Origin of the sequence: Yersinia similis (genome assembly GCF_001053095.1) — a bacterium.
Lineage (GTDB): Bacteria > Pseudomonadota > Gammaproteobacteria > Enterobacterales > Enterobacteriaceae > Yersinia > Yersinia similis.
Genome location: NZ_CGBP01000060.1, coordinates 1 through 5,614, shown reverse-complemented (window position 1 = coordinate 5,614; position 5,614 = coordinate 1). Strand labels below are relative to the sequence as shown.

The following is a 5,614-nucleotide window of genomic DNA, read 5'->3' as shown; positions in this document are numbered from 1 at the left end:
TGATGAAATTTTTGCGGAACTACGGAACTACGGAACTACGGAACTACGGAACTACGGGTATATGATGTAAATGGAGAGGCACGATAAAGAACTTGTATTTATATTTAAAGTGTTATTTAGATGATGACTTGTCTGCTTATTCTATGACTTGGCGCGCTAAATAACTGAATTTTTATTAAGGGGGTGATTTACATGCGGGAAGCCCTTTAAATATAATTATGACTGATTTAAATAAATGATGAATATTTATAGACAGAAATTAGATGAAGAAATTTTAGCTTTAGATAATGTTGAGAGTTTAAGTGTTATTTTTAATGCTTTTAAACAATACTGTGGCGACTTGGTCGCTACCGGAACGGGTATATCAATAAAGGGGGTTGATGGAGCACCTGATTGGTATGGATATGAACGTGTGATTTGGGACTCAAGTTATGTATTACTAGAACCTATTTTTAAAAAATATCGTGGAGAAAATGCCCTTCTCGATGGTATCTCTTCAATGTGTACTGAAAAAAACATGGTTAGGGGTGTCAGTCTTTTGTGATGTTATTAGGTAAGTATGGTAGTACAAAATATTCACCTATTTTAGCTAAGCTGATAGATGATCCAGAGATTGCTATTTATTCAATTGAAGCATTAACAAAATTGAAAGATCTCTCTCAATTTGAAAAAATAAAAAAACTGTCAGAATGCACCAAAATCACCCCAATAAGGAGCTATGCAAGAAAATATATAAAAAACTTAGTAATAATAAATAGATATATATTTCATAATGAACTTAATATTTTAGTGGGTTAAAGATTTAATCAAAAAAATCAAGATATATAAGTGTTCACATAAATATATTATTTTATGGCGTGCAGGTATAGGCTCAAAGTTGGATATTTTAGAGGGGGTTAAAATTAGGGGGTATGGTGGTATTCGCAGGAAAGGTGGCCCTCTTGCCAATAATTGTTATTAAATAAAACTATTTTAAAATAGTGTGTTTTTTATATTTTTCTTGAAAACCGGAGAGATCTGTAGATAGATCCTTCCGGTAGTTTCTATTATACAAGTTTAGCTTTAATAACTATCTGCCCAGAAATTACGCTAATATCCAGTAATTGACCAGCTAAACCGCTCAGTACAAGCCATTCTCCTGCCAGATACAGTCCACCATTATCTCGCACCCAGTCAATGCCTTCATCAGTGCTTTCTTCCAACGATATCATTAGCTCGGTGATATTGGTTTCATCAGGAATTGGTGAAACCATCAATCCATTACGATATAACTTAATTTTGAATAATGTCTCGGGAATAAACCCCACCGCTTTGAGATTTTCTCGGGAAATAAATAATTCAGGAATAGTATTATCATGATAAGAAGAAATGCTGAGGCTCATAATGAGTTCCCTATATTTATCCCTCCGGGATACTGTCTTATCCATTGTACAGCTGCCTGTTCGTCAAACGGTGCAATACTCAATTCTTTCAGGCAATACCAGAACTCCCGAATATCTTGCACTGTAATGACAATACAGCCAGGCATAATTCGTAGTTTGAGTGACTGGCCAGTGTTAAACCCAGCTTCACGGAGCCACTTACCGCTGAGATTAATCGCAGGTGTATTTGGGGTGCTTTTATTTATCCGATAGCCCACTTGGCTATAACGTTCGGGTTGAGAGATTTTGTAAATGGTGGTTCTTGGCTTAGAATGTGTGTTAGCCATAGTCAACTCCTACTTAGTTGCTTGTGGTTAGCGGCTTTATCGTGCGTCAACATGGTAAGGCCGCGTCTGTTTACTCTTATTCTTCACTACTGCCAATCACCGTATCTAACATATCCGAGACAAACTTCTGCTTGGTTTTAGGTAACTGGCTAATAATTTTAATCTGTTGTTCCAGCCGGGAAGCTGGACCGCGTTTACCTGTTCTTTTAGCTGCGGGTAAACCCAGTAATTCATCTAAGGTTTGGTTCAATATCTGCGTTAGCTGTGGAAGCAAAGCGACTGAAATCTTTAGCCTTCCCCCTTCATAATGCGCCATTGTCTGTTGGGCGATACCGAGTTGGTCGGCTAATTGTTGTTGTGTTAGCTGCTGCTTTTTACGAGCTTTGGCAATACGTATGCCTAATTGTTTAATAAAAATTTCGTCTTTAGTATTCATGGCATCAAGTTGCTGTCGGGTTAACGTTGCCATGATGATAACCTTGTTTTAAATGACTCAGCTAAATTTACTCCATTATGGAGTTTTATTCAATGTGGTTATTTACCCTTTTTAGACTGTGCTGTTTTTTTTATCAGTAATGTGATGTAGCTCGTATTTAGAATGAAAATTGTAATTACCAGAAATATTGTTAGGCTGAAATTATCATAATAAAACTTTTTTTGTATTACTTAATGACATTATAAATACTCTAATTTGAGGTGTTTAATAATTGAGTTATTTATATTATTTGTCTATTGACGGGGGGGTAAAATAATCGGGATATTGAGCGTTTCCCTGAATTGAAGTTAACCAGTTAGCTCTGCGAACATGCCGGAGTGAAAAATCAGCGCGGTGAAGTGTGGCAACTCAAGCGTAACGCCGAAGGGCGGTTAATCGAAGAAGTGGATTACTGGGGGCAGAGCCGCCGTTATCAGTACAATGCGGTCGGGCATTTAACTGGCAGTCACGACCCGTTAGGGCAGATATTGACGGTTACCTGCGATAAATTAGGGCGCATCACCGAGAAACAGATCGACGGCGATGAGCAGGCGTGGGAGCGCTACGAGTATAACGTTCAGGGCCAGCTTATCGGGGCGGTGAACCCGGCGGTGACAGTGACGCGGCGCTATAATCAGGACGGCCAGTTAACGCAGGAAATTCAGCAGCAACCGCAGGTCAGTGCGACGGTGGAATATGGCTATAATGCCGCCGGTCAGCAGGCTGAACAGCGCCATCTGTTGCAATATGCCGATGAGGACGACATTCAGGTACAGCAACGGATCCGCTACGGTTACGATGTACTGGGGCAGTGTATCAGCCAGCAGATCGACGACCACACGCCGATGGCGTTCAGCTACGACAATATTGGCCGGTTAACCGAACAACGGCTGACGCCGAGCCTGTCGCACCATCTCAGTTACAGCGCCGCCGGGCAACTGGCGGGTTACCAGACGCGGCGTAAGGGCGTGGCCTGGAGTGAAACCGACTACTTCTATGACCCGCACGGCAACCTGACGCAGCGGCAGGACAGCCGGCAGGGCAGTGAGCGTTATCACTACGATGTGCTGGGGCAGATTGTTGGCTATCAGGATCCGCTGGGGACGCTGCATCGCTACCGTTATGATGCCTGCGGTGACCGGTTCAGCACGGTGGCTGACAATGCGGAAGGGCGGCACACGCAGCACGATAATGGCACCGCCTACCAGCTCGACAAGGCGGGCCAGTTGGTATCGCGCACCGACCGGTTTAGCCAGTTAGCCCTGCGCTGGAATACCGTTGGTCGGCTGGCAGGGATCAAAAATGAGCATCATGATCACACTTATACTTACGATGCATTAGGGCGCAGGGTAGGCAAACGGCACCTTCAACGGCCGACCAAACTGCTTGATGGTCTGCGGGTGATCGATAAAAACACCCCCTCGCGCGGCGAACCGGTGTGGCAGGATGAAACCTGGTTTATGTGGGACGGTGACGTGATGGTGGGCGAGTTGCAGCGTGAAGTTGCCCCCCGGGTGGTGACGCCGGAAACCTGGGACAAACCGGATGGCATCGTCTACAGCGGCCAGTTTTACGTGTATCAGCCAGACAGTTTCGAACCCCGCGCCATGCAGCGTTACCAGCAGGTTGCGGAGGCTGAAGATGGCGAAATCGCACCATTATGTGAAGAGCAGATTTATTTTTACCAGAATGACCCGAACGGCATGCCGATCCGCCTGCAGGATGGCGAAGGCGAAGTGGTGTGGGAAGCGCAGTTCACCCCGTTCGGGCAACTGAGTGTCACGGGTACCAGCCAACTGCGCCAGCCGCTGCGCATGCAGGGCCAATATTACGACACGGAAAGCGGTTTACATTATAACCGCTACCGTTATTATGATCCGGCCTGCGGTGTCTTTATCAGCCAGGACCCAATAGGGCTAAAAGGCGGATTAAATCCGTACCAGTTTGCGGTGAATACACTGGGATGGGTGGATCCGCTGGGGTTGACGGGTATTATTTATTTAAGAACGGATCGTAGATCTGGTCGAGAATATATAGGTAAATCAAAGAATCAACAAACTTATGAAAAACGTAAAAAGGCACATGATAGAAAAGCAAAGAAAAATGATCCAACACATCAAGGATATAATTTTGTCGAATTAGAGCAATCCATAATAGGGGCCGATCCGCTAGCAAAAGCTGAAGAAGATTGGATTCGTGCAGGTGAGGGGCCAACTGGAGCTAATGGAGCAGGCTTGGAAAATGAACGTCATGAAATGAATGATGATCGCTATGCTAACAATGGGGGATGCATGAAAAAATGATTAAGAAAAAGAAAAAAAACAATCCAATATTATATAATTTATATGCAATTCCTTTGGTTGATGGTTCGTGGACATTAGGGCATATATGCTATCTCGTCGAAGGTATCGAAGAAGGTTATTATTCAGTAACATGTGGTTTTTTTAATCATAGATTCTCTACATTTGAAGAACTGATAGAGAGACAAAATGAATTGTCTCTTTCCAAGCCAGTTTTTGTTTTTACTATTGCAGATGATCCATTTAAGAAAAAATGGAAGTTAATAGGAAATAGAAAAGTTGAGTACAAAAATGTTAATGTAGAAGAGCACATTACAGGAACGTGGGGGTGGTATGACAAAGAAGAAAAGGACACCCATTGGGTATTGGAAATGTATTTCGGTATTTATCCATGGGATAGTTTTTATGATAAAATTTTCATGGATAACCTATTAATTCCTGGGCAGAAAAAACCGCCATTTGCCCGAGATAAAAGTTCATTTTCTGAGATTGAACTAAAAAGTATCGGGTTATAGCTTTCGGTATCTATGTATTTATTGATATCTTGTTGGTTTTCATAACTTCTTGTTTATTTTAAGTTAATGATGCTGTGTGTGGAGTATTTAAAACCGGGATAGCCCCAAAGATTTCCGGTTTTTTATATTTATTAAACCTAGATCTTTAATTGTTCTAAAAATTAGAGTCACTCAAAGTGGTCAAGTGTTAGCCATTTATAAAAAATAAAAATATTCTAGGAAAGTAAAAATCTATGATTGATGAAAAAAAAGTGCGGGAACAACAAGAAATACTTTGTAAAAAATATAACTCACCTTGTTTCTTTTGTTCAGGTGATGAAGTTATAGGTGTTGCAATAAATTCGCTTATGAAACAGCTTATATATGGAGTGCGACACACTGGAGAGAATGGCTCTTGTGGATGGTATCTATGGGGCGGTGACTATTCTGATGACGAGAGCTTCTTCCAACCAATTCATTTTTCACATATAGATGATATTGTTCCAAGTTTTATTTTAAAATATCTTGCATTGGCTCCAGGGTTTAAATTTATTTCTGATGAACACGATTATGAAGATGTTTGGTATGAAGGTTGATGAAATTTTTGCGGAACTACGGAACTACGGAACTACGGAAC

7 protein-coding genes and 1 pseudogene are annotated in these 5,614 nt (G+C 41.8%); 5 read left to right on the top strand and 3 right to left on the bottom strand.

All coding sequences use genetic code 11. The features are described 5' to 3' along the window. Positions 1 to 235: 235 nt before the first annotated feature. Entirely contained in the window at positions 236 to 544 is a 309-nt protein-coding gene (locus AC971_RS25410; RefSeq protein WP_231573053.1) for a hypothetical protein, read from the top strand. After that, positions 541 to 798: a hypothetical protein gene (locus AC971_RS25405; protein WP_231573052.1), complete on the top strand. Its 258-nt coding sequence runs from the start codon at positions 541 to 543 to the stop codon at positions 796 to 798. Before AC971_RS25410 ends, AC971_RS25405 begins: the two co-directional genes overlap by 4 nt. Positions 799 to 1,046: 248 nt before the next feature. Here the strand turns inward: AC971_RS25405 and AC971_RS21070 are convergent, their stop codons facing one another. From AC971_RS21070 to AC971_RS21060, 3 genes are all read right to left on the bottom strand, one after another. Further along, the gene (locus tag AC971_RS21070; protein WP_025381303.1) at positions 1,047 to 1,382 is read right to left on the bottom strand and encodes a SymE family type I addiction module toxin; all 336 of its coding nucleotides are present in this window, start codon (positions 1,380 to 1,382) and stop codon (positions 1,047 to 1,049) included. Continuing rightward, positions 1,379 to 1,708 (bottom strand): SymE family type I addiction module toxin, encoded by a 330-nt coding sequence (locus AC971_RS21065; RefSeq protein ID WP_025381302.1) that lies wholly within the window; start codon positions 1,706 to 1,708, stop codon positions 1,379 to 1,381. The genes AC971_RS21070 and AC971_RS21065 overlap by 4 nt, the downstream gene beginning before the upstream one ends. A gap of 76 nt (positions 1,709 to 1,784) precedes the next feature. Next, complete coding sequence (locus tag AC971_RS21060) at positions 1,785 to 2,177, bottom strand: helix-turn-helix domain-containing protein (protein WP_025381301.1); 393 nt, start codon at positions 2,175 to 2,177, stop codon at positions 1,785 to 1,787. Positions 2,178 to 2,518: 341 nt separating this feature from the next. On the opposite strand from AC971_RS21060, the pseudogene AC971_RS23695 reads away from it, so the two are divergent. The 3 genes and pseudogenes from AC971_RS23695 to AC971_RS21045 all read left to right on the top strand — a co-directional run. Continuing rightward, positions 2,519 to 4,486 (top strand): annotated as a pseudogene (locus AC971_RS23695) (RHS repeat-associated core domain-containing protein); the annotation flags it as partial. Beyond that, positions 4,483 to 4,998 carry a hypothetical protein gene (locus AC971_RS21050; RefSeq protein WP_025381305.1) on the top strand — a complete coding sequence of 172 codons (516 nt, stop codon included), beginning with the start codon at positions 4,483 to 4,485 and terminating at the stop codon, positions 4,996 to 4,998. The pseudogene AC971_RS23695 and the gene AC971_RS21050, both read left to right, overlap by 4 nt. A gap of 233 nt (positions 4,999 to 5,231) precedes the next feature. After that, the gene (locus AC971_RS21045; protein WP_038402002.1) at positions 5,232 to 5,573 is read left to right on the top strand and encodes an immunity protein Imm33 domain-containing protein; all 342 of its coding nucleotides are present in this window, start codon (positions 5,232 to 5,234) and stop codon (positions 5,571 to 5,573) included. The last annotated feature ends 41 nt before the right edge of the window (positions 5,574 to 5,614 follow it).

Coding starts and splice junctions, on each gene's coding strand:
- AC971_RS25410 (WP_231573053.1), top strand. CDS start 236: ATGATGAATATTTATAGACAGAAATTAGATGAAGAAATTTTAGCTTTA.
- AC971_RS21070 (WP_025381303.1), bottom strand. CDS start 1,382: ATGAGCCTCAGCATTTCTTCTTATCATGATAATACTATTCCTGAATTA.
- AC971_RS21065 (WP_025381302.1), bottom strand. CDS start 1,708: ATGGCTAACACACATTCTAAGCCAAGAACCACCATTTACAAAATCTCT.
- AC971_RS21060 (WP_025381301.1), bottom strand. CDS start 2,177: ATGGCAACGTTAACCCGACAGCAACTTGATGCCATGAATACTAAAGAC.
- AC971_RS21050 (WP_025381305.1), top strand. CDS start 4,483: ATGATTAAGAAAAAGAAAAAAAACAATCCAATATTATATAATTTATAT.
- AC971_RS21045 (WP_038402002.1), top strand. CDS start 5,232: ATGATTGATGAAAAAAAAGTGCGGGAACAACAAGAAATACTTTGTAAA.